General features: G+C 63.7%; 22 protein-coding genes. 17 read left to right on the forward strand and 5 right to left on the reverse strand.

Going from position 1 to position 21,517, the window contains the following annotated elements; translation table 11 throughout:
- Window positions 1-40 precede the first annotated feature (40 nt).
- Window positions 41-943: a fatty acid desaturase gene (locus tag V6590_RS12690; protein WP_335423642.1), complete on the forward strand. Its 903-nt coding sequence runs from the start codon at window positions 41-43 to the stop codon at window positions 941-943.
- On the opposite strand, the gene V6590_RS12695 is transcribed toward V6590_RS12690, so the two are convergent.
- On the reverse strand, window positions 940-1,602 hold the full coding sequence (locus tag V6590_RS12695) for an NUDIX hydrolase (RefSeq protein WP_335423644.1): 663 nt from the start codon (window positions 1,600-1,602) through the stop codon (window positions 940-942). The genes V6590_RS12690 and V6590_RS12695 overlap by 4 nt on opposite strands.
- Complete coding sequence (locus tag V6590_RS12700) at window positions 1,592-1,996, reverse strand: DUF983 domain-containing protein (protein ID WP_335423646.1); 405 nt, start codon at window positions 1,994-1,996, stop codon at window positions 1,592-1,594. Before V6590_RS12700 ends, V6590_RS12695 begins: the two co-directional genes overlap by 11 nt.
- Window positions 1,997-2,206: 210 nt before the next feature.
- Between V6590_RS12700 and V6590_RS12705 the strand changes: the two genes are divergently transcribed.
- The 4 genes from V6590_RS12705 to V6590_RS12720 all read left to right on the forward strand — a co-directional run bounded on the left by V6590_RS12705 (window position 2,207) and on the right by V6590_RS12720 (window position 4,243).
- The gene (locus V6590_RS12705) at window positions 2,207-2,743 is read left to right on the forward strand and encodes an EF-hand domain-containing protein (RefSeq protein WP_335423648.1); all 537 of its coding nucleotides are present in this window, start codon (window positions 2,207-2,209) and stop codon (window positions 2,741-2,743) included.
- A gap of 66 nt (window positions 2,744-2,809) precedes the next feature.
- Window positions 2,810-3,415 carry an RNA polymerase sigma factor gene (locus tag V6590_RS12710; RefSeq protein ID WP_335423650.1) on the forward strand — a complete coding sequence of 202 codons (606 nt, stop codon included), beginning with the start codon at window positions 2,810-2,812 and terminating at the stop codon, window positions 3,413-3,415.
- 21 nt (window positions 3,416-3,436) lie between these two features.
- A complete protein-coding gene (locus V6590_RS12715; protein ID WP_335423652.1) occupies window positions 3,437-3,772 on the forward strand; it encodes a dihydroorotate dehydrogenase in 336 nt (111 codons plus the stop codon).
- Between the two features lie 3 nt (window positions 3,773-3,775).
- Window positions 3,776-4,243, forward strand: a complete 468-nt coding sequence (locus tag V6590_RS12720) for a periplasmic heavy metal sensor (protein ID WP_335423653.1) — start codon at window positions 3,776-3,778, stop codon at window positions 4,241-4,243.
- Window positions 4,244-4,322: 79 nt separating this feature from the next.
- On the opposite strand, the gene V6590_RS12725 is transcribed toward V6590_RS12720, so the two are convergent.
- Window positions 4,323-5,708 carry a diguanylate cyclase gene (locus V6590_RS12725; RefSeq protein WP_335423655.1) on the reverse strand — a complete coding sequence of 462 codons (1,386 nt, stop codon included), beginning with the start codon at window positions 5,706-5,708 and terminating at the stop codon, window positions 4,323-4,325.
- A 129-nt stretch (window positions 5,709-5,837) separates the two neighbouring features.
- On the opposite strand from V6590_RS12725, the gene V6590_RS12730 reads away from it, so the two are divergent.
- From V6590_RS12730 to V6590_RS12755, 6 genes are all read left to right on the forward strand, one after another.
- On the forward strand, window positions 5,838-6,119 hold the full coding sequence (locus V6590_RS12730; protein ID WP_335423657.1) for a DUF3572 domain-containing protein: 282 nt from the start codon (window positions 5,838-5,840) through the stop codon (window positions 6,117-6,119).
- 79 nt (window positions 6,120-6,198) lie between these two features.
- Window positions 6,199-6,894: an HAD family hydrolase gene (locus tag V6590_RS12735; protein WP_335423659.1), complete on the forward strand. Its 696-nt coding sequence runs from the start codon at window positions 6,199-6,201 to the stop codon at window positions 6,892-6,894.
- Between the two features lie 105 nt (window positions 6,895-6,999).
- Entirely contained in the window at window positions 7,000-8,559 is a 1,560-nt protein-coding gene (locus V6590_RS12740) for a trimethylamine methyltransferase family protein (protein ID WP_335423661.1), read from the forward strand.
- Between the two features lie 65 nt (window positions 8,560-8,624).
- The gene (locus tag V6590_RS12745; protein ID WP_335423662.1) at window positions 8,625-10,355 is read left to right on the forward strand and encodes a DUF4153 domain-containing protein; all 1,731 of its coding nucleotides are present in this window, start codon (window positions 8,625-8,627) and stop codon (window positions 10,353-10,355) included.
- A 51-nt stretch (window positions 10,356-10,406) separates the two neighbouring features.
- Complete coding sequence (locus V6590_RS12750; protein ID WP_335423664.1) at window positions 10,407-11,003, forward strand: heme NO-binding domain-containing protein; 597 nt, start codon at window positions 10,407-10,409, stop codon at window positions 11,001-11,003.
- Window positions 11,000-12,022: a diguanylate cyclase domain-containing protein gene (locus V6590_RS12755; protein ID WP_335423666.1), complete on the forward strand. Its 1,023-nt coding sequence runs from the start codon at window positions 11,000-11,002 to the stop codon at window positions 12,020-12,022. Before V6590_RS12750 ends, V6590_RS12755 begins: the two co-directional genes overlap by 4 nt.
- Before the next feature lie 14 nt (window positions 12,023-12,036).
- Here the strand turns inward: V6590_RS12755 and V6590_RS12760 are convergent, their stop codons facing one another.
- Window positions 12,037-12,945: a LysR family transcriptional regulator gene (locus V6590_RS12760; protein WP_335423668.1), complete on the reverse strand. Its 909-nt coding sequence runs from the start codon at window positions 12,943-12,945 to the stop codon at window positions 12,037-12,039.
- A gap of 101 nt (window positions 12,946-13,046) precedes the next feature.
- Between V6590_RS12760 and V6590_RS12765 the strand changes: the two genes are divergently transcribed.
- Together V6590_RS12765 and V6590_RS12770 are read left to right on the forward strand one after the other, a co-directional pair.
- Entirely contained in the window at window positions 13,047-14,342 is a 1,296-nt protein-coding gene (locus V6590_RS12765; protein ID WP_335423670.1) for an NAD(P)/FAD-dependent oxidoreductase, read from the forward strand.
- Window positions 14,342-15,550, forward strand: a complete 1,209-nt coding sequence (locus tag V6590_RS12770) for a pyridoxal phosphate-dependent aminotransferase (protein WP_335423672.1) — start codon at window positions 14,342-14,344, stop codon at window positions 15,548-15,550. The genes V6590_RS12765 and V6590_RS12770 overlap by 1 nt, the downstream gene beginning before the upstream one ends.
- A gap of 97 nt (window positions 15,551-15,647) precedes the next feature.
- Here the strand turns inward: V6590_RS12770 and thyX are convergent, their stop codons facing one another.
- Window positions 15,648-16,553 carry an FAD-dependent thymidylate synthase gene (gene thyX, locus V6590_RS12775; protein WP_335423674.1) on the reverse strand — a complete coding sequence of 302 codons (906 nt, stop codon included), beginning with the start codon at window positions 16,551-16,553 and terminating at the stop codon, window positions 15,648-15,650.
- Window positions 16,554-16,746: 193 nt separating this feature from the next.
- On the opposite strand from thyX, the gene V6590_RS12780 reads away from it, so the two are divergent.
- The 4 genes from V6590_RS12780 (at window position 16,747) to recJ (ending at window position 21,507) form a co-directional block, all read left to right on the forward strand.
- Window positions 16,747-17,808, forward strand: a complete 1,062-nt coding sequence (locus V6590_RS12780; protein ID WP_335423676.1) for a hypothetical protein — start codon at window positions 16,747-16,749, stop codon at window positions 17,806-17,808.
- Window positions 17,809-17,813: 5 nt separating this feature from the next.
- Window positions 17,814-19,190: a tetratricopeptide repeat protein gene (locus V6590_RS12785; RefSeq protein WP_335423678.1), complete on the forward strand. Its 1,377-nt coding sequence runs from the start codon at window positions 17,814-17,816 to the stop codon at window positions 19,188-19,190.
- A 25-nt stretch (window positions 19,191-19,215) separates the two neighbouring features.
- Window positions 19,216-19,644 (forward strand): VOC family protein, encoded by a 429-nt coding sequence (locus tag V6590_RS12790; protein ID WP_335423680.1) that lies wholly within the window; start codon window positions 19,216-19,218, stop codon window positions 19,642-19,644.
- A gap of 120 nt (window positions 19,645-19,764) precedes the next feature.
- The gene (recJ, locus tag V6590_RS12795; RefSeq protein ID WP_335423683.1) at window positions 19,765-21,507 is read left to right on the forward strand and encodes a single-stranded-DNA-specific exonuclease RecJ; all 1,743 of its coding nucleotides are present in this window, start codon (window positions 19,765-19,767) and stop codon (window positions 21,505-21,507) included.
- The last annotated feature ends 10 nt before the right edge of the window (window positions 21,508-21,517 follow it).

Below are 21,517 nucleotides of genomic sequence, written 5' to 3' on the forward strand. Positions count from 1 at the left end.
GCGTCTGTCCAGTGATAGCTGGAAGGGGAAGGAGAATGTCATGTCCCGCCGCCAACCTGCCATCGAATGGATTACGCTTGGTCTGCTGATCGCGACCTACCTGCTTTGGGGTTTGGGGAGCACGACTGTCAGCCATTGGTCGCCCCTGCTGGGGATCATCCTGACCGGGATCGCGATTGCGCAGTTTTCCAGTCTCCAGCACGAGGTGTTGCATGGCCACCCGTTCCGGCAGCGTTGGCTGAATGAACTGCTGGTTATTCCGTCGCTTTCGCTGACGGTTCCCTATGGCCGGTTTCGTGACACCCATCTGCAGCACCACCATGACCCGGCGCTGACCGATCCCTATGACGATCCGGAATCGAACTATTTTGATCCGGCAACATGGGATCGCCTGCCGAAAGTTTTTCAATTTCTGCTGATGGCCAATAATACCCTTCTGGGGCGGATCGTGCTGGGCCCGATCATCGGCACCGTGATGTGGCTGTGGTCCGAAGCGCGGCTGATTGCCGGTGGCAACCGCGCCGTGATCCGCGACTGGGGGCTGCACCTGCTGGGTCTGGTGCCGGTGGTCTGGTGGATCTGGACGGCCGAAATGTCGGGCTGGGCCTATCTGGCCGCTGCCTGGATTGGGCATGCCTTGTTGAAGATCCGCACCTTTCTGGAACACCGCGCCCATGACGCCTGCCGCGCCCGCACCGTGATCATCGAAGACAGGGGGCCACTTGCCCTGCTGTTTCTGAACAACAACCTGCATGTGGTGCATCACATGCATCCGGCAGTGCCGTGGTACGATCTGCCCGCCATGTATCGGGCGAACCGCGATCATTACCAGCGTCGCAACGATGGATATGTCTATCGCAGTTATCTGGAGATTTTCCGGCTGTATCTGACCCGTGCCAAAGACCCGGTGCCGCATCCGGTCTGGCCCGTGCGCAAATCCTAGGGGATGCGGCGGAATGTCGGGCGGGGGCCGGAATTGTCAAAGAACGGCACGCCCGGCTGATCGCCGCCTGCCAGCAGAAGCGCGATCTCTGACAGCACCACCTCGGTGATGAAGGGCAGATCGAGGTTGCGCACCTCGGCAAGCGCGATCCAGTGCAGATGCGACAGCTCGTCGGTGGCGGCGCTGAAATCGGTGGCATCGCCCGCGACTGAAGCGGCATCGGCCAGAAAGAACCGGGCGTCAAAGCGCCGGGGGCGCCCCGGCGGGGTGATGGCGCGGAACACAAAGCGCAATCCGGCGGCACAAGGCACAAGCCCACGCGCGGCGAATGACTCCCACCCTGCCGGGATCGCACCGGGCCATGACCCGCATCGGCCCAGGGCCAGACCGGTTTCCTCGAACACTTCACGGATCGCGGCGGCGGCCAGGGTTTCGGCCCCGGGTTCCCCCGTCAGGCGTGCCGTACAGGCATCGGGCAGGGGGGCGGCAAGCGGAACTCCGGCATCCGTGGCATCGACAGCCCCACCCGGAAAGACGTATTTCGAGGGCATGAACACTGCCCCGGCGCCGCGCTGGCCCATCAGCACTTCGGGACCCGAAGCCCCTTGTCGTGTCAGGATGACTGTGGCGGCGGGGCGGATGGGCAGATCAGCTGTCACGTCCGAATCCGTGCATGCGCCGTGACCATTGCAGTGCCACAAAGGCCCCCTTCACCCGCGGCAACAACCAGAGTGTCAGTGCCACCGAGAGGACCGAAAACACCGCGACCATGATCAAGGGATCGGGCCGCCATTTCACAAAGGCCCAAAGCAGGGCAGGCCCAGCCAGATGGCCGACGATCAGAATGGTGATATAGGCCGGCCCATCATCGGCGCGCTGGTGATGCAGCGCTTCGTTGCAGGAGGGGCAGTGATCGCGCACCTTCAGATAACTGCGCAGGATCGGCCCGCCGCCGCAATTCGGGCAGCGCCCACGCCAGCCCCGCCAGAGCGCCTGACCGACTGGACGGTCTTCGGGCAGCGGCTGCTGCATATCGGTTGCCGTGTCGGTCATGGTGGATCCTTTGGGGCTGTGGCCTGTGCAGCATAAGGGCAGCGGCGGGCAAACGGGAAGGGGTTCCGATAACATGCGCCGCAAAGTCGCATTTGCTCCGATGCAGAAATCTTTGTCCCGCAGCGACGGAAAGCCCGCATCGGCACGTTTGCTGTTCAGGAAGGCGGCAAGGCAGAGGCCCGCCCCCGCAATGACAGGAGATTGAGACCCATGCAGAAACGCAATATCGCCTATACGCTGGCTGTGACCGCCCTTCTCGTTGGCGGGCTGGGAAGTGCCGCACTGGCCGACAAGGCCCGTGAACATGGTGGCGAAGGTGGCCCCATGGGCATGATGATGATGGGTGGCCCCTTGGCGCAGTTTGATGTGATCGACACTGACAAGGATGGCAAGCTTTCGCCCGATGAGATGGCAGCCCATCGCGCGGCGCGCGTGGCCGAGATGGACGGCGACAAGGATGGCAAGATTTCCGCTGCCGAGCTTGAAGCCGCGCACCTGAAAATGGCCAATGACATGGCCAAGACCCGCAGCGCCCGCATGATGGAACGGCTGGACGGCGACAAGGATGGCACGCTGACCGTCGCCGAGATGCAGGAGCAGATGGGCAAAGGGCCCGGGCGCAAGATGATGAAGCATGTCGATGCCGATGGCGACGGTGCCCTGTCGCGCGCCGAACTGGAAGCCGCTCGCGACTGGATGATGAAGCGCGGTCACAAGCGTGGCCATGGATTCGGCGACGAAGGCTGATGCAACAGGCGGGGCGATGCCGCGCGGCGTTGCCCCGCCCCGACTTTACGATTACCACCTGTCGGGATGCCGATGCCGCTTGATGACCTGTCCGATCTTGACGATGCGGCCTTGCTGGCGCGCTATGCCACCGGCGACCGTATGGCGGCGCGGGCCCTGACGCTGCGCTTTACGCCGCGCGTCCTGGGCTATGCGGCGCGGCTTCTGGGGGATCGGGCCGAAGCCGAGGATGTGGCGCAGGAAGCGATGCTGCGCCTGTGGCGGATCGCGCCCGACTGGCGCAGCGGCGAGGCGCAGGTTGCCACCTGGCTCTATCGTGTGGTGACCAATCTGGTAACGGATCGTGCTCGCATGCGGCGGCGCAGGCCGGCCACATCGCTGGAGGACGCGCCCGAGATCGGCGATGGCCAGCCCGGGGCCGAAATGCGGCTGATGGCTGCGGATCGGCTGGCGGCACTGGATGCGGCACTGGCCTGCCTGCCCGACCGGCAAAGGCAGGCCGTGGTGTTGCGCCATATTGAAGGGCTTGCCAATCCCGAGATTGCCGAGATTCTCGGGATCGGGGTTGAGGCCGTGGAAAGCCTGACGGCACGCGGCAAGCGTGCGCTTGCGGCGGCACTGGCAGGACGACGGGCCGATCTGGGATATGGTGATGCGGGGGGAGCGGCCTGAAGGCCGAAAGTGAGGCGGAAGATGGACGACGACGATCTGGACGCATTTCTTGCCGTGGCGCGCGATGACCGGCGCGAGGCCCCGTCGCATCTGCTGGCCCGGGTGCTGGCCGATGCCCATGATCTGCAGCCCGTGTCTGCCCCCTTGTCGAAACCGGCCCCAAAGCGGCCGGACGCCTTCTGGTTCATCCGTCAATGGGTGCCTGCGGGGGCTTTTGCCGGGCTGGCTACTGCCGCCCTGGCGGGATTCTGGCTTGGCTTTGCTCAGCCGAGCGCGCTGGAGTGGCCGGGCACGCAGGCGCCACTGGACATGGTGGAACTGATCCCCAGCCTTGATGGCTGGCTGACGGAGGGCTGAGCGATGGCAGAAGTCAAACCCGGGGTGAACCGCTGGCGGCTGGCGTTCTTTCTTTCCGCTGCGGTCAATCTGATGATTGCGGGGGTGGTTGTGGGTGCCGTGATGCGCGGCCCGCCCAAAGGGTTCGAGATGGTGCGGGATCTGGGCTTCGGCCCCTATTCTGCCGCCCTGTCCGAAGAGGATCGCAAGGAATTGCGCAAGGCGTTCCGCGCGCTGTTTCCCGATCCAAAGGCTGTCCGTCGGTTGATGCGCGATGATCTTGACGCGGTTTTGCAGGCCCTGCGCGCCGATCCGTTCCAGCCCGAGATACTGGAGGCCGCCCTGGCGCGACAGAAGCAGCGGCTGCGGGAGAAACTGGATCAGGGGCAGGATCTGTTGCGCGACCGGCTGGTTGCGATGTCGGTTGCAGAACGCCGGGAATTTGCCGACCGCCTGGAGGCCAGTCTGCTGCGCAGGCACAAGCACGATTAGGCAATACCCGTCGCACAGGTGGCAGGGACAGGGGCATGGCCCCCGTCCCCTTTTGCCGGTATGCGCTGGTGGATAGGCTTCAGGCGGCTGTCCGGCTCAGGATCACCTTGTTGCGCCCTTCGGCCTTTGCCACCAGCAAGGCCTGATCGGCCCGATCCACCACATCGGCCACTCTTTCGGGGGAAGGGATCGTCGGTCCCTGGGCCACGGCCAGGCCGATGGAGATGGTCACCGAAAGCTCTGACCCGTCGGGCAAGGCGATGGGCTGGCGGTGGACGGCATGGCACAGGCGTTCCGCAGTCTGGCGCGCTTCGGCCATGCTGGCATCGGGCAGGGCGACCAGAAATTCCTCGCCCCCGATCCGCGCGATCAGATCGGACCCGCGCAGATTGTCACCCAGCCGCCGGGCAACCTCGATCAGAACCTGATCGCCCGCAGCATGGCCCCAGCAATCGTTGACGGCCTTGAAACGGTCCAGATCGACAATCATCACGGCAAAGCTGCCACCCGTGGCCTCTGCCCGTTCGGCGATGCTGGCCAGCCGGGGCAGGGCATAGCGACGGTTATAAAGCCCGGTCAGCGGGTCGATGACGGCAAGGCGCAGCCCGTCTTGCACCGAATGGCGCAGCCGGTCGCCAGCCTTCTTGCGGCGCAGATGGGTGCGCAGGCGGATGGCAAGTTCGCCTGCCGGCAAACCCAGCGGCAAGGCGTCATTGGCCCCCATGTCGAACGCCATGGCCATATCTTCCGACCGGGGCGCCGCATGAATCAGCACCACCGCCGCATGGCGCGTGGCAGAACGCGACCGCAGTTCCGACATCAGGCGCATTCCGCCACCTTCGCCCCCCAGATCGGCATCGATGACAAAGGCATCTGGTGCCGTTCCCAACGAACCTTCTGCCAGCGCCTCTTCGCGGCTGAGTGCCACCACACGGTCGGGCAGCTGGCCTGCGAGATCGCGGCGCAGGCGCATGGCCAGTTCAGGGCGTTCCGTCACCAGCGCGATCAGGCCGGGCGGCGCGAAATCGGATTGCGCTTCGGCCAGCCCCAACGCCTTCAGCGTGGCCCCGCGCTGCCCGAGTTCGGCCAATGCCTCATGACTGCGCAACAGGTTGCGCAGACGGGCCATCAGGATCGTGTCGTCGATGGGTTTTGTCAGAAAGTCATCGGCTCCGGCTGCCAGGGCTGCCAGCCTTGCCTGTGGATCAAGGCTGGCCGAGAACATCAGCACGGGAATGTCTGCGGTCAACGGATCGGCGCGCAACGATCTGAGCACGTCGATTCCGCTAAGGTCAGGTAGGACAAGGTCCAGCAGAATCAGATCAGGCAGGGTTTCACGGGCAAGACGCAGGCAGCTTTTCCCATCTGATGCCATCAGGGGCTGGTAGCAGGCCGCCCCCAGCTTGACCTTGAAGACGATGCGGTTGGTCGCCACATCATCAACGATGAGTATCTTCCCGACCATGGCAATACTTGCGCCCCACTTGTTCCTGTTCAAGGTCAACATCCACCCAGATGGTTAAGAAATGCTTTCCAATTGTTAACCCTCGGGGCATGACGACAGGAAAATGATCACTTTTTGTGGAGCGCAACCATGAATGGGCAAGAAACTGCCGAAACACTCGCCCTGCAAGCCGTTTCATGGCTGATTGGCCAGTCAGAGTTGATTCCGCGATTCTTCGAAGCAACGGGAGCGACAGTTGATGATCTGGCCGGGTTGGTGCGCGACCCTGTGTTTCTTGGGGCTGTGCTGGACTTCCTCTTAACCGAAGATGCACTGGTGATGGCGTTCTGCGATGCCTCCGGGCTGGCCTATGATCGCCCGATGCAGGCCCGTGCCCAGTTGCCGGGCGGGCCCGGGCCGCATTGGACCTGACAGGTAGAAAGCACGTTGAACCGCTTGCCAAATGCCCGGCCCTGCCTATGCTCAGCCCCGCAAACAGGGAGTGCCGGGCATGATCGAAGGGCTGGTTTTCGACAAGGACGGAACGCTTTTCGATTTTCGCCGCAGTTGGGGCAATTGGGTGATCCGGTTGCTTGAAGGGATCGCAGACGGACCGGAACACCGCAACCAGCTGGCGCGCAGCATTGGCTTTGATATCGACCGGATCGACTTTGCGCCCGACAGTCCGGTCATTGCTGCCACTGCGCCGGAAATCGCGGCGCGGATGAACGGTCATCTGCCAAGGATGAGCCATGAGGAGCTGACCGACCGGATGAACCGGCTTGCCGGGCAGGCCGACATGGCCGAAGCCGTTCCGCTGCGCCCCTTGTTTCAGGCGCTCAGGGACAGGGGCCTAAAGATCGGCCTTGCCACCAATGACACCGAAGCCCCCGCCCGAACGCATCTGACCAACCATGGTGTGATCGACCTGTTCGATTTCGTGGCGGGTTACGATTCCGGTCATGGTGGTAAACCGGCACCTGGCCAGCTTCTGGCTTTTGCTCGGCAGGTCGGGCTACCCCCAGCCCGGATTGCGATGGTGGGTGACAGCCGCCATGACATGGAAGCCGGGCGCGCGGCCGGGATGGTGTGTGTTGCCGTTCTGACCGGGATCGCCGATCATGCAGAACTGGCCCCGCATGCCGACGTGGTTCTGCCTGATATCGGCCATTTGCCGGCTTGGCTGGCCGAGTCCGTCCCGGCCTGAATGAACTTTTCCTGAAAACGACAGGTTTGCGTCGCAAATATTGTCTGCGTGACAATGCTCTTTCCGCCATTCTGCCCGGAAAGGGCGTCAACCGGAGGATATGGCATGAGCGACGATCAAGGGCGCAAGCGCAGCCGGGCCGGCGGACGGGCGGGCAACAAGGCCCGGGCCGGATCCGCAGTCATCGAACAGATGCCATGGCGCATCCCGGTTGTGCCTGACCGCCCGATCGAACCGCTGGATGACGAAGGCGTGCAGCGGATTCACAAGACCGCCATGCGCATCCTGTCAGAAATCGGGATCGAATTCCTGAACCCCGATGCCGTGGCGATCCTGCGCAAGGCAGGGTGCCGGGTGCGCGATACCAATGTGCGGATGGATGAGGATTTCGTGATGGAAATGCTGGCGCATGCGCCGGCGCAATTCACCATCACCCCCCGCAACGCAGATCGGGCCGTGCCGATTGGCGGGCGGCACATGGCGTTTGTCAACGTCTCGAGCCCGCCCAACGCCTGGGATCTGGAACGCGGCAAGCGCACCGGCGATTTCGAAACCTTCAAAGAGTTCATGAAGCTGACGCAGTATTTCAACTGCATCCATATTGCCGGGGGCTATCCGGTTGAACCGGTGGATATCCACCCTTCGGTCCGGCATCTGGATTGCCTGTTTGAAAAGCTGACGCTGACCGACAAGGTGGTTCACGCCTACAGCCTGGGCGCAGAGCGGGTTGAAGATGTGATGGAGATGACCCGCATCGCCGCAGGCCTGACGCAAGATGAATTCGACGCGGCACCGCGGATGTACACCAACATCAATTCGGTCTCGCCGCTGAAGCATGATTTCCCGATGCTGGATGGCGCGATGCGTCTGGCCAAGCGCGGACAGCCGGTGGTGGTGACGCCCTTCACCCTGGCGGGTGCCATGGCCCCAGTCACCATGGCAGGTGCCGTCGCGCTCAGCCTGGCCGAGGGCTTGGCGGCCATCGTGCTGCTGCAGTATATCAACCCCGGTTGCCCGGTGGCCATCGGCACCTTCACATCGAATGTGGACATGAAATCGGGGGCCCCGGCCTTTGGCACGCCCGAATACATGCGCGCCACCCAGATGACCGGGCAACTTGCGCGCTTCTACAAGCTGCCGATGCGGTCATCGGGGGTCTGCGCAGGCAATGTGCCCGATGCGCAAAGCATGTGGGAAACCTGCAATTCGCTTTGGGCGGCAGTGCAGTCGGGCACGAACATGGTGTATCACGCGGCGGGCTGGCTGGAGGGCGGGCTGATCGCCAGCCCCGAGAAATTCGTGATGGATTGCGAAGTGCTGCAGATGATCCAGCGCTATTGCGAAGCGCCGCTCTGGTCCACCAGCGATGACGATCTGGCCTTCGACACGATCCGCGAAGTTGGTCCCGGCGGGCATTATTTTGGTTGTCAGCACACGCAGGACCGCTATCAGACCGCTTTCTATGCGCCCTTTGTCAGCGATTGGCGCAACTATGAGGCCTGGCAACAGGATGGCGGGGTCTGGACATCGGAACGCGCGCACCGACTTTACAAACAGATTCTGGCCGAATTCGAAGCACCGCCGATGGACGGGGCCTGCCGCGAGGAACTGCAACGCTTCGTCGCCCGACGCAAACAGGAAGGCGGCGCCCCGACCGATTTCTGATCCCGGCTTTCGTCTGCCCAGGACCTTCGCTAGGTTGGCGCAAAAGCAGGACGGAGATACAGGCCATGGCAACAGAACTGGACAGCCGGGCGCGGGGCGCGTTGGCCTTGATCGGGGCTTTGGCCGGCCTTTCCCTGTGGGGATTGGTCGAGCTTATGGAGCAGAACCTGCTGGCCGAACGGCTGGCCTTTGCCCTGACCTGCCTCGCCGTGACCTTCTTTACCGCCTTGCTGGCGCTGACCGGCCCGCTGACCCTGCGCCGGGCCTTGCCTTTTGCCTTTGGTCTTGGGCTGCTGCTGGCCGTGCTGATGGCGTTGGCGAGCCTGCGCTTTGACACGGTGGAGGGATTGTTCGACAGCCCGATCCCGGTTCTGGCCGGGCTGGTTCTGGTCTTTGTGCCTTTGCCCTTCTGTATCGCAGCGTCGCATCTGGGCTGGCGTGACTATCCGCTGCTGTTTTCCGAAGCCTGGACCATCGTCATCCGCTTTGCCGCGTCATGGCTGTTTGTCGGCCTGGTCTGGCTGCTGATCTGGCTGTCGGATACTTTGCTGACCATCGTGGGTATCACGCTGATCGCTGATCTGGTGCAGCAGCCGCTGGTATCGATGGTGCTGACCGGTGCGACCCTTGGCCTTGCCATGGCGGTCGTGCAGGAAATGGCCGAGGTGGTCGGCCCCGACCTGGTGCTGCGCCTGTTGCGGCTATTGTTGCCGGCGGTGCTTCTGGTGCTGGCGGTCTTTCTGGTCATGCTGCCGGTGCGCGGGCTGGACAATCTGTTCGGACAATTGTCGGCTGCCACCATCCTGCTCACGATGGCAGCAACCGGGGCTACGCTTGTGACGGCTGCGCTTGACCAATCGGCGGCTGAAGCCACACGCAGCCCGGTGGTCCGTCGCGCGGCACAGATCATGGCGGCGCTGATCCTTGCCCCGGCTGCCTTGGGTGCATGGGCCGTCTGGCTGCGGGTGGCCCAGCATGGCTGGACGCCGGATCGGGTATTTGCGGTCCAGGTTGCGGCTCTCGGTCTGGGTTACGGGCTGCTCTATCTGCTGGCCGTGCTGCGCGGCGCAGGCTGGGAGGAACGCGTCCGTCAGGCCAATATCACCATGGCGCTGGCGTTGATTGCTTTGGCTGCTCTGGTGCTGACGCCTGTGCTAAATCCGGAACGCATTGCAGCGCAAAGTCAGTTGGCACGTTTCGACAGGGGCGCGGTGCCCGCCGCACAGCTGGATGTCGCGGCACTGGAAGACTGGGGCCGGGCCGGGGAAACCGTGCTGGCCCATCTGCGCGAGCGCGCAACCCATCCGGGGCAAGAGGCCCTGGCGACCGCCTTGGCATCAAGGGCCGAAGGGGGGCTGCCAGATGCCGATGCGCTGCGGACCGCGCTTGTTGCGGTTCTTCCGGTGATCCCGCCAGACGCCGCAGCCACCCGCGATGCGCTGCTGAACGGCGTGGAGGCGGATCAACTGTCTGTCTGGCTGGAGAGCTGCCGTATCCTCTTGCCCGATAGCGACAAGCCCGGTTGCGCCTTGGTGGTGGCGGATCTCTGGCCTGATCTGCCGGGGGAAGAAGCCATTATGGTGGAGCAGGGCCGCAGCGGCTGGATCAATGCCCAAGGGCTGGCACTGCGGGACGGTCAGGTGATCCGGCCGCAAAGCTTCCGGCTGAACAGCCCGGATATGGGCTGGGATGCGGGTCTTCTGGAAGATCTGCAATCGGGTGGCGCCCCCGTGCTGACGCCCTTGCGGTTGAACCGGCTGCAGCTGGGCGGGCAAGAGATCATCCTGATCCCCTAAGGGCTTTGTTAACCTGGCAGGATTAGCCTTGCCCGGAATCAGGGGGTTCCGATGCATGGGTTGATAAACCGGGCTATCCAGTGCTTCGTGCGCGATACCTATGGCGGGGCCATCTGGTCTGCTGTCGCGCGTGAGGCTGGATTGCGGTTTGATTCCTTCGAACCGATGCTCACTTATGACCCATCCCTGACCGACGCTGTGATCGATGCGGCCTCCACCCTGCTGCGCCGCCCGCGCGATACGGTGCTGGAAGATCTGGGTATCTATCTCGTCTCGCATCCGAACCTGCAGGCGCTGAGGCGCCTTTTGCGTTTCGGTGGTGTGACTTACGAAGATTTTCTGCATTCGCTGGACGATATGCCGGATCGGGCGCGGCTTGCCGTGCCGGATATCGATCTGCCCAATCTGGCGCTGACCGATCATTCCGGCACAGAATTCAGTCTGAGCTGCCGATCCGAGATTGCCGGTGCCGGTCATGTCATCGTGGGCATGTTGCGTGCGATGGCCGATGATTACGGCGTTTTGGGGCTGGTCGATCATCAGGGCACCGACGAACAGGGGGATGAAGTGATTGCGATCACCCTGGCCCAGACCGGATTTTCCGAAGGGCGGCGGTTCGATCTGGCCGTGCAGGGAGGGGGCCTATGAAACAGCCGCTGACGATCTGCCTGCAGCCCGACGTCCTGGGCAAGCTGATGCCGATGCATCTGGCCATTGATCCGGTCGGGCAGATCACCACGGCGGGGGCAACGCTGCAAAAGCTGTTTGGAGACAAATCCCTGATCGGGCAGGACATGTTTGCCCTGTTCGATGTGCGCCGCCCATCCGGCATTTCTGATCCCGCAGGGTTGGCAGCCCGGGCGGGGCAGCGGATCTACCTTGTGGCCCGCGATCTGCCGGGGCCGGGGTTCCGCGGGCTTGCGGTGCCGCAATCCGATGGTCTGGGGATGTTGCTGAACCTGTCTTTCGGCATCGGCATCATCGATGCCGTGCGTGATCACGCCCTGACCGATGCAGATTTCGCGCCGACGGAACTGGCGGTCGAGCTGCTGTATCTGGTCGAGGCGAAATCGGCCGTGATGGAGGAATTGCGCGGTCTCAACCTGCGGCTGGAAGGTGCGCGATCCCAGGCAGAAGAACAGGCACTGACCGATACGCTGACAGGGTTGCGCAACCGCCGGGCATTTGATCTGGCCCTGCGCAGTGCGGCGGCCAGCAGCCATCCCTTCGCGCTGGTGCATCTGGATCTCGATTTCTTCAAGGCCGTGAACGATACGCTGGGCCATGCCGCCGGGGACCATGTTCTGCGCGAAGTGGCCCGGGTGCTGGTCGAGGAAACCCGGGGGCAGGATACCGTGGCGCGTGTCGGCGGCGATGAATTCGTGATCATCCTGCATGGGCTGGATGATGCAAAGCGCAGCCGCCAGATTGTCGAACGGATCATCCGTCGCCTGCTGCAGCCCATCCCCTATGAAGATCAGGTCTGCCGCATCGGGGCCTCGGCCGGAATTGCGCTTGCATCGCAATATGCCCTGCGCCACGCAGATACCATGCTGAACGATGCCGATCAGGCGCTGTATTCGGCCAAGCGTGCGGGTCGCGGTTGCGTGCGCGTGCATCTGGAGCCCGAACCGGAGCAACCCGGTCAGCGTGCCGCAGGCCTTTGACCGACAGCCTGCCCTTACAGATCAGCACGCGGATCATCGGCTATGGCGGTTTGCAGCCAACCCCGAAAGGCGACCAAAGGCGGATAGCTTGCCCGATCGGGTGGCCAGCACAGCCAATAGCTTCCGCGGCTGGTCATGGGGCGATCCAGCACCACGCACAGCCGCCCTTGCGCCAGTTCATCGTGGAACAGAAACCGGGGCAATAACGCGATGCCAAGACCTGAAATTGCCGCCTGTGCAAGGGTGGCGAACTGGTCGAACAGCATGCCGCGCACGGCGCTGTAGGCTACGCCATAGGTCGTCAACCATGTTTCCCAGGCATCCGGGCGCGATGCCAGATGCAAGAGCGGTGCTGCAGGCAGGGCTTCGGGGCTGCCGATCTGCAGCCGGGCCACCAGTTCGGGCGCAGCAACAGGGACGACAGTTTCATCCCGCAAAAAGGCCTGATCCGTGCCGGGCCAATCCGCGTGTCCGAAATGGATGGCGGCATCCACCGTCTCGGCTGCGAAATCAAACCGGTTCAACCGGGTCACCAGATTGAGCTGTACACCGGTATGCGCCGACAGAAAGCGCGGCAGACGCGGGGCAAGCCATCGGGTGCCGAAGGTGGGCAGGATTGCCAGCGTCAGCGTTCCACCGTCCGGATTGGCCCGCAACGCCAGTGTCGCCTGACCGATCCGGCGCAGCGCGTCGCGGATTTCCCGCGCATAGGCCTCACCACCCGCTGTCAGCCGCAGGGCAGGATGATCGCGGGTAAACAGCTGTGCGCCAAGCTGATCTTCCAAAGCGCGAATCTGGCGCGAAACGGCGCTTTGGGTCAGCGCCAGTTCGCGTGCGGCCTCGGTCATCGACAGGGTCCGCGCGACCGCCTCAAAGGCGGCAAGCTGCGCGGTGGGCGGAAGAAAACGGCGCGGTGTCTGCATGATCATTCCCAAATGGAATGGGATAGTTCCAATCCATTGCTGGCATTCTGCACTTTTTGGCAGATAGATGAAAGCACGCTCCTGTGCTGGCTGCCAAACCCATGAAGAATTCGCATACCCTATCTGATCCACTGACCCATGGCCTTTGGGCGCAGACGGCGCCAGCCGGGCCCGACATGCCACCATTGGCAGGGGCGGCCCAGGCCGATGTGGCCATCATCGGGGCGGGCTATACCGGGCTATCCGCGGCACTTCATCTGGCACGCGCGGGGCGATCGGTGACGCTGATCGATGCGGCAGAGCCCGGCTTCGGCGGGGCGGGGCGCAATGTCGGGCTGGTGAATGCGGGCATGTGGGTGCAGCCCGACATCGTGGAACAGACCCTGCCGCAGCCCTATGGCGCACGGCTGATCGAGGCGCTGGGCAATGGGCCACAGCTTGTCTTCGAGACCATCGCCCGTGAAGGGATCGCCTGCGAGGCCAATCCGGTCGGCACCCTGCATTGTGCCGTGGGCGCAAAGGGGCTGGCCGAATTGCGCGAACGCCACGCCCAATGGTCGCGGCGCGGCGCGCCTGTCGATCTGTTGACTGACAGTGAGGCTGCGGCGCTGATCGGGACGCGCGCCTATGCCGGGGCGCTGCAGGATCGGCGGGCGGGCACTGTGCAGCCGCTGGCCTATGCGCGCGGTCTGGCCCATGCGGTCGTGCGTGCGGGGGGCAGGCTGCACGGGTCATCCCCCGCGACGGCGCTGACCCGTCACGGCGATGGTTGGCAGATCACCACGCCGCAGGGCGAGGTGCGGGCAGGTTGGGTGATCCTTGCCACCGATGCCTATGCGCGCCATGTGCAGACCGACATCGCGGCCGAACAGGTGGGGCTGCCCTATTTCAACTTCGCCACCCGCCCGCTGACCGCCGCCGAACGGGGCGCAATCCTGCCGCAGAACCATGGGTGCTGGGATACGCGCGAAGTCTTGTCTTCGTTCCGTATGGATCAGGCAGGGCGGCTGGTCTTTGGCAGTGTGGGGGCGCTGGATGCTGCAGCTGGCGTTCACCGCAATTGGGCCATGCGGGCAATGACCCGGCTGTTCCCTTCGCTGAAGGGGGTGGAGTTCGAAACCGGGTGGTATGGCCGCATCGGCATGACGGCAGACAACCTGCCTCGGCTGCACAGCTTTGGCCCACAAGCACTTGGCGTATCAGGCTATAATGGCCGTGGCATTTCACCCGGCACTGTCTTTGGGCAGCTGCTGGCCCGGCATGTGCTGGGCGAGATCGGTCTTGCGGACATGCCGCTTCCGGTCACGACGATCAGCCTGCCCAGCTTCCCTTCCTTGCGCGAGGCCTATTACAGCCTTGGCGCGGCTGCCCTTCACCTTGTCGAGGCCCGTTTCTGATGACCGATCTGATCAAAGCCGACCGTATTGCCGCCATTGGTGTTTCCGAAATCCTGCAGATCGGGGCGCGGGCGCAGGCGATGAAGCGCGAAGGCCATCCGGTGATCATTCTTGGGGCAGGGGAGCCCGATTTCGACACGCCGGACCATGTAAAACAGGCCGCATCGGAGGCGATGCAGACCGGGTTGACCAAATATACCGCGCTGGATGGCACGCCCGAACTGAAAGCTGCGATTGTGCGCAAGTTCGCCCGGGAAAACGGGCTGGTGGTCACTCCGGCGCATGTGACGGTCTCCGCCGGGGCCAAGCAGATCATCTTCAACGCGATGATGGCCACGTTGAACGCGGGGGATGAAGTGATCATCCCCACGCCCTATTGGACCACCTATTCCGATATTGTGGTCATGGCGGGCGGGGTGCCGGTGCTGGTGCCCTGCGATGATACCTCGGGCTTTCGGCTGACGGCTGCGCAATTGCGGGCGGCGATTACGCCGAAAACCCGCTGGGTGATGCTGAACTCGCCATCAAATCCCTCAGGCGCGGCCTATCGGGCAGAGGATTATCTGCCCCTGATCGAGGTGCTGCTGGCGGCGCCCCATGTCTGGCTGATGGTTGATGATATGTATGAACATATCGTCTATGGCGATTTTGCCTTCACCACCCCGGCTGCGTTGGAGCCGCGCCTGGCCGGGCGCACCTTGACGGTGAATGGCGTGTCAAAAGCCTATGCGATGACTGGTTGGCGCATCGGCTATGCCGCGGGGCCAGAGGCATTGATCAAGGCAATGGCCGTGGTGCAAAGCCAGTCAACCTCTTGCCCATGTTCGATTTCGCAGGCGGCGGCGGTGGCCGCGCTGGACGGGCCGCAAGAGTTTCTTGCCGAACGTCGCGACAGTTTCCGCGCCCGCCGCGATCTGGTGGTGACGGCCTTGAATGCCATCGACGGGATCACCTGTCGGATGCCGGAGGGGGCGTTTTACACCTTCGCCAATTGCATTGGGCTGTTGGGGCGGCGCACGCCGGAAGGCCAGGTGATTAGCACGGACCGCGATTTCTGTGCCTGGCTGCTGGAAACAGCGCATGTCGCCACGGTGCCCGGCGCGGCCTTTGGCCTGTCGCCCTATTTCCGCATCTCCTATGCCAGTTCGATGGCTGAACTGACCGAAGCACTGGCCCGCATCACGGCGGCCTGCGCCAAGCTTGGCTGACTGGGCTGCAAGTTGCGCCGCAGCGCATTGAAGATCTATCTGTCACAAGATGCAGACAGTTGGCCCCAACAGGGCCAACTGGTCTTGCCCGGCGCGATCAGCCCCAGACGGCCATAAACTCGCGCCATTCGCCCTTGCTCATTCCGCTGTCTTCCTGGCTGACGGTTTCGCCCGCAAGCCGGCGTTTCAGTACGGCGATGGCTTTGGCCGAAAGGGTGACGCCACCCATCCGATAATCTTCAAACGCGGCATAGGCCACGGGCACCCAATCGGCGACCACCTTGGCAATCGCCTCGGCATAGACGCGGATTTCGTACTGGGCATGGGCATCGGCGCGCAGGCGCAGGAAGTGGAACAGGTTGTGCAGGTCCACCTTCCAATACCATTGGGTATAGATGTTGGCGGGCAGGTTCATCCGGGCGAGTTCGCGGGCAAGGCCTTGCTGGCCATCCTGGCTCAGCATTTCTTCGTAATGATCATAGCTGCGGGCAGCGTCGGATTTAAGGATCTCGAGCACTCGCGCGGCCTCGGCCCCCTCCAGCACCGCGCCGCGACCCTGGTTGTTCACCGTGCTTTGTGCCGCCAGATGTTCGGGCTGCGGAATGTAGAATTCGCGGTCCATGATCGAATAGCGGGCAGAGTATTCGTTCACGTTGGCCGTGCGGTGGCGGATCCACTGCCGCGCCACGAAGATCGGCAGCTTCACATGCAGCTTGATCTCGCACATTTCAAACGGGGTCGAATGCCAGTGCCGCATCAGATAGCGGATCAGGCCGCTGTCATCGTTCACCTGTCTGGTGCCCGCGCCATAGCTGACTCGCGCCGCCTGCACGATGGCGGCATCGTTGCCCATATAGTCGATCACCCGGATGAAGCCGTGGTCCAGCACTTCATGCGCCAGATACAGGTGCGACTCTGCCCCTTCGGAAACCGCCCGCAATGTGGGGCGCGGTGTCGCCCTCTGGGCTTCGATCTCGGCTAGCTGGTCGGCGGTCAGGGGCATGGCTTTATCCTCGTCAGAATCGTGACGACTATATCTTGCGGCAGGCGGGGCTGGCTAGGCGAGATGAAGGACAGGCATTGCTTGATCGCGGCAGGAAGGTCACGCAATGGCAGAAAAGTTCAAACATTGCGTTGACTTGTGGGGGTTTCGGGCGAAAACTTGCCGCAAAACGAAAAATCGAGCGAGCTTTCCGATGAATCTCAGATTGACGATTGCAGCCCTGCTGCTGCTGACGGCCTGTGGCGGAAGCCCTTGGGTGGACGACGGCACCGATGGCGGTACGGACGGCGGCACCGATGGAGGGACCGACGGCGGCACCGGCATTGATGGAGAGCTTCCGCCCGGCACCACAAGCCCGACCGCCGGGGCGGGGATTGTGCGGTATGAGGCCAAGACCGACGAGGGCAATGGCTATGTAACCGGCGTCACCTATCGGTCGAAGAATGATCGTTTGATGATCGATGGTTTGGCCTTTGACGGCGATAACGTCTACAAACGCGGCAAGCGTGTCGGCAGCCTTGGCTCGGTCGCAGTCTATGAGGGCAAGCCCACGGTTCCCGATGATTTCTCGGGCGATCCGGTCACCCAGATTACCCCGCACCGTGCGCTTTACGGCGTCAGCCCGGATGGGACGATGAAATTCGCCATCGTGCGGACCGGTGGCTATGTGGATTACGGATTCGGCGGGTTCATCTATCAGCGCGATGGCGGTGTGACCCTTCCGGCGACGGGCGAGGATACTGGCGAGTTCCGCGGTCAGGCCACCTATACCGGGAAATATGCGGGCATCCGCGATTTCAAGAACGATGACGGGCTGGAATATGCCACGGGCGACATGACGCTGGACATCGACTTTGATGATTTCAACGATGGGAATGGTGTGAAGGGTGTGATCCGCAACCGGGCCATTTTCGATGTGAACGGGAATGATATCACCAATGACGTCATCACGGCGCTGACGGAAACGTCCGAACGTAACCAGACGCGCCTGCCGGAAATCCGTTTCCGTGTCGGCCCTGGCGTAATGAACGACAATGGCGAAATCACCGGTGAGGTTTTCAGTACCTATCGCAACGGCGATGGTGCGTTGGAAACCTACGAAACCGGGCGCTATTACGCGTTGGTCGGGGGCGAAAACGCAGAGAACGTCGTCGGGGTCGTTGTTGTCGAGGCCGATGATCCGCGCGCTGACAATGTGACCGTGCGTGAGACGGGCGGGTTCATTCTCGATCGCGGGGAAGAGGCCACGGAGTAAGACCGATGTGGCAGGTCGCCTGGGCTGCTGCGCTGATCCTGGCGTTGGCCGCCGGGGCCGGGGTTGCGCAGGATCGGGCAGATCTCAGTCCGGCCGAGGCGCGGCAGCTGGCCTCCACCCTGCTGGATGCGGGGGATGCGGCGGGGGCGCTTCGGGTGGCCGATGCGCTGATCCAGCGCGACCGGGGTGACTTTGCGGCGCATATGCTGCGGGCGCAGGCCTTGCAGGATCAGGGGCGTCGCGGCTCTGCCCGGCGCGCCGCCCGCACGGCCTATCGCCTGCCAGCTTCAGCAGAAGAACGCTTTGGTGCGGCCTATTTTCTGGCGCATGCCCTGGCACGCGACGGGTTCCTGACCCATGGGCAGCTTTGGCTGCGCCGGGCCGCGCAGACGGCCCCCGACGAGGCATCGCGCAAGGCGGTTGCTCGGGATTACGATACCTTCCGGTCGCGCAATCCGATGTTGTTTTCGATGTCGGCCTCGGTCACGCCGTCGAACAATGTCAACAGTGGCTCCAATGCATCAAGCTTCCGCAACCCGGGGATTCCGTGGCTGCCCCCGGAAATCGAAATTGATGACTCGCAGAAAGCCCTTTCTGGTTATGAAGCGCAGCTTGCAGCGCATCTGACTTGGCGGTTGAAACCCTCTGCCACTCGGATGACCGCCTTGCATCTGCGGGCTGATCGTACCGATGTCTTTCTGTCATCGGAAGCCAAGGCCCTGGCCCCCGCGGCGCGCGGGTCAGATTATGACCGGGCCGGGATCAGCCTTGGCATCACCCAGAAATACCGGGCCGAGGGCGCGCGCTCCGTGTTTTCCTACGGGCTTTGGGCGGGGCATGATTGGTCAGGTGGTGGGAACCTGTCAGATACCTTGCGGCTGACAGGTCAAGTGGAGCGTCCGATTTCGGATCGGACGGCATTCACGGTGTCAGGCCAGGCGGAACGTCAGATGCGGCTTGACAGTTCTGCCCGCAACGCAACGCTGACCGGGGTCAGCCTCGGCTTGCAGCATCGGCTGCACAACAGCGATCGCGTGAACCTGACGCTTGGCTGGCGTGACACATCCACCGAAAGCCCGGGTTTGCGCAATTCCGCCATGACCGCACGGCTGGACTGGACCAAGGCCAAGCCGGTGGCTGGGCTGGGGTTCGAGGCAGGCCTGGGGTTCGAATGGCGCGACTACCCGGATTCGCCCTATGACCCTGTCGATGGCCGGCAGGATCGACGTCTGTCGCTGGATGTTGCGGTGGAATTCCAGAAGGTTCAGTACATGGGGTTCTCGCCCCGGCTTGAAATCAGCGCCGAACGGAACAAGTCTGACGTCGGGCTGTTCGACCAGCGCAACATGGGTGTGCAACTGGGCTTCCGCTCGGCTTTCTGAAACGCAGTCTGAAAAGGGGGGCCGCATGGGCCTGCGCTATCTTCATACCATGGTCCGCGTGCTGGATCTTGAGGCCTCGATGGCCTTTTACCGTTTGCTGGGGCTGGAAGAGACCCGGCGCTATGACAATGAACAGGGGCGTTTTTCGCTGGTGTTCATGGCCCCACCCGGCCAGCCGGATTGCCCGGTGGAACTGACCTGGAACTGGGATGGCGATGACGGCCTGCCCAGCGACAGCCGCCATTTCGGCCATCTGGCCTATGAGGTGGATGATATCTATGCGACTTGCGCGTATCTGCAGGCCAATGGCGTGGTGATCAACCGCCCCCCGCGTGACGGGCGCATGGCCTTTGTGCGCAGCCCCGACAATGTGTCGATCGAATTGCTGCAAAAGGGCGCGGCGCTTGCTCCCGCTGAACCCTGGTTGTCGATGGGCAATACCGGCCATTGGTAAGGGCAGGGGGCCTTTGCGCCCCCAATTCCATGTGGCCCGTCGCGAGGCGCAGCCGTGTTGATCGGTCCCGCACGCAGTGGGGGCTTGCATGGGGCCGCGCTGCGGGGCAGGAGGGACAACATGGAACGCGCATTTCTGAATGTCGAGGCGTCGCTGACCGGGCGGCGATGGGTGGGACCGGGGGCCGAACCCGCCCGCCGGGCCGAAGCCATGATGCAGGATACGCGCTTGCCTCTGGCGCTGTGTCAGGTGCTGGTGGCGCGCGGGGTCACTGCGCAAGAGGCGCCCGGCTATCTGGCCCCCGCGCTGCGCGATTTGTTGCCCGACCCCATGGTCTTGCGCGATATGGGGCCTGCGGCGGACCGGTTTCTGCGCGCCGTGGCAGGGCGTGAACGGATTGCAGTCTTTGCGGATTACGATGTCGATGGCGGCGCGTCGGCGGCGCTGCTTCTGACATGGCTGCGCGCAGTGGGGCGCGAGGCCACGCTTTATATCCCTGACCGGATCGATGAAGGTTATGGGCCGAATGTGCCAGCCATGCAGGCCCTGGCCGCAGCGCATGACTTGATCATCTGTGTGGATTGCGGCACGCTGAGCCATGAGCCCATTGCAGCGGCCAAGGCCGCCGATGTGCTTGTGCTGGATCATCATCTGGGCGGCGAAACGCTGCCCCCTGCGCTGGCAGTGGTAAACCCCAACCGGCAGGATGAAGACGGTGCTTTGGCACATCTTTGCGCGGCTGGGGTGGTGTTCCTCATGCTGGTCGAGGCCAATCGGCGGATGAAGGCCAAGGGCACGCAGGGGCCGGACCTGATGGCGCTGCTTGATCTGGTGGCGCTGGCCACGGTTGCGGATGTGGCACCTCTGGTCGGCGTCAATCGCGCCTTTGTGCGTCAGGGGCTCAAGGTCATGGCGCGGCGCGACCGGGCCGGATTGCGCGCGCTGGCCGATGTGGCGCGGATGGATCAGGCCCCCACGCCCTATGCGCTTGGCTTCCTGCTTGGTCCGCGGGTCAATGCAGGGGGGCGGATCGGTCAGGCCGATCTGGGCGCCCGGCTTCTGGCCACGGCAGACCCGGCCGAGGCAGCGGCACTGGCCGAACGGCTGGACATGCTGAACACCGAGCGCCGCGATATCGAGGCGGCGGTGCGCGCCGCCGCCCTGGCGCAGGCCGAGGCGCGGGGTCTGGATGGTCCCCTTGTCTGGGCGGCGGGTGAAGGCTGGCACCCGGGTGTTGTGGGCATCGTGGCCGCGCGGTTGAAAGAGGCGACCAACCGCCCCGCCGTGGTCATCGGGCTGGAAGGCGGGATCGGCAAAGGCTCGGCGCGGTCGGTCTCCGGGGTCGATCTGGGGGCTGCGGTGCAGCGGGTGGCGGCAGAAGGGCTGCTCATCAAGGGGGGCGGGCACAAGATGGCGGCGGGCCTGACGGTGGATGAGGCGAAACTGCCCGAAGCCATGGAGCGCCTGGCCGAATTGCTGGCGCGGCAGGGCGCAGGCGCAGGCGGGCCTGCCGATCTGGCGGTGACCGGGCTTTTGTCGCCGGGCGCGGCGACCCTGGCCTTGGTCGAACAGCTGGAGGAGGCGGGGCCCTATGGCGCGGCGGCCCCGGCCCCGCGCTTTGCCTTTGCCGATTGCGCAGTGCAGGCGCGGCGGATCGGTGAAAATCACCTGCGGCTGTCCTTCGGCGATGGCATGGGTGCCAAGCTGGAAGCCGTGGCGTTCGGGGCCTTCGACGGGCCCTTGGGGCCTGCGCTGGAACAGGCCGGGCATCAACGGTTTCACCTGGCCGGCAAGCTGGAGGTGAACAGCTATGGCGGCCGGACCAAGGTACAGTTGCGGCTGGAAGATGCTGCGCGGGCATGATGAAAAATCT

It is taken from the genome of Gemmobacter denitrificans (genome assembly GCF_036964905.1).
Lineage (GTDB): Bacteria > Pseudomonadota > Alphaproteobacteria > Rhodobacterales > Rhodobacteraceae > Gemmobacter > Gemmobacter denitrificans.